The 1533-nt window shown below is 66.5% G+C and carries 2 protein-coding genes; one reads left to right on the forward strand and one right to left on the reverse strand.

All coding sequences use genetic code 11. The features are described from left to right. The first annotated feature begins 227 nt into the window (after window positions 1-227). Entirely contained in the window at window positions 228-1097 is an 870-nt protein-coding gene (locus FXO23_RS50420) for a manganese catalase (RefSeq protein WP_158896318.1), read from the forward strand. A gap of 121 nt (window positions 1098-1218) precedes the next feature. Here the strand turns inward: FXO23_RS50420 and FXO23_RS50425 are convergent, their stop codons facing one another. After that, window positions 1219-1500 (reverse strand): DUF4383 domain-containing protein, encoded by a 282-nt coding sequence (locus tag FXO23_RS50425; protein WP_158896320.1) that lies wholly within the window; start codon window positions 1498-1500, stop codon window positions 1219-1221. Between the last annotated feature and the right edge of the window lie 33 nt (window positions 1501-1533).

Here is a 1533-nt window from a genome sequence, read left to right on the forward strand (position 1 = left end):
AGTCCCGCACACCATCACGGCACGCCAAAGGTCACCGCCGCATGCCCTGGCGCGGACGCGGGAAGCCAGGGCGACCAACTCCTCCTTCCTGGTTCACCCAACGTCCGAGGACGGACGTTTCCGGATGAATCTTTTTCGGTCCGTGCATAGCTCGCCCCTCCAGGGGAAGACCGAGGGGCCCGCGACCGACCGGTCGGGGGTGATCGAGTGCCTGGAGGCTGACCAGAGTGTTCCGACACACCAAGTTGCTGCAGTGCGAAGCGAAGCCGGAGAAGCCGGACGCCGCGTATGCCCGCAAGCTGCAGGAGTTGATCGGCGGCGCGTACGGTGAGATGACGGTGACCATGCAGTACCTGTTCCAGGGCTGGAACTGCCGGATCGAGGGCAAGTACAAGGACCTGATCATGGACACCGCGACCGAGGAGATCGGTCACGTGGAAATGCTGGCCACCATGGTCGCGCGGCTGCTCGAAGGGGCGCCCGCCACCGCTACCGCGGAGGCGGTCAAGGATCCGGTGATGGCCGCCGTGCTCGGCGGGATGGACCCGCAGCAGGCGATCATCGCCGGGGGCGGGGCGCTGCCGAACAACTCCCAGGGCGTGCCCTGGAACGGTGGCTACATCGTGGCCAGCGGCAACCTGCTGGCCGACTTCCGGGCCAACGCCGCCGCCGAGGCCCAGGGCCGCCTGCAGACCGCCCGGCTCTACAACATGACCGACGACCCGGGCGTGAAGGAAATGCTGAAGTTCAACCTGGCCCGGGACACCGTGCATCAGAAGCAGTGGCTGCGGGCGATCGAAGAACTCGAAGCCGACGGGATCGAAGCCACGCCGATCGCCCCCAACTCCCTGTTCGAGGAGGAGGACCAAACCCACAACAACACCATCTGGCACCTGTCCGACGGACCCGACGGCGCCCGCGGCGGCTGGAGCACCGGCGACGACCGCATCGAGTACCTCCAGGACCCCGAACCCCTCGGCGGCCCCGGCACCGCACCCAAACCCGACCCCGCCCTCTACGGCACCTACGCCACCGGCCAGGACCTCAAAGGCACCGCCAAAGGCAAAGCCAAACAGATCAAAAAGGACCTCACCTGACCGGTCTTTCCGACCTACCACCACGCCCGTAACCGAATCGCCGGTCAGGTGCATTCCCTGGCCGGCGATTCGCCCGCAACAGGGGCAAGCCAGGCTGGATACCGTCAACGGCGACGAACATTCAGCGTCGCGGCGGACGCCCGAGCCACCCGAGCACCAGCATCCCGACTCCGAGGCCGAGGTGGAGCCAATCATCGGCGGTGTTCAGCTGAACACCGCCCAGCAGCACCGTTTCGGAATGGTGCCCGGCGAACCGTAACCCTTCGAATTGAGTGTTCACCGCGGGGACGAAACCCAACGCACCGACCAAAAGAAAAAGGATCCCTACCAGGATCACGGCGCGGCGCGCGAACCCCGCTTCCGCCGACTCGGTCGCGAAGGCACGCCCTCCGGTTCCAGACACCTACCCTCCACCCCCTTCCTCTGCCGGTCCCGT

It is taken from the genome of Amycolatopsis anabasis, assembly GCF_009765355.1.
Lineage (GTDB): Bacteria > Actinomycetota > Actinomycetes > Mycobacteriales > Pseudonocardiaceae > Amycolatopsis > Amycolatopsis anabasis.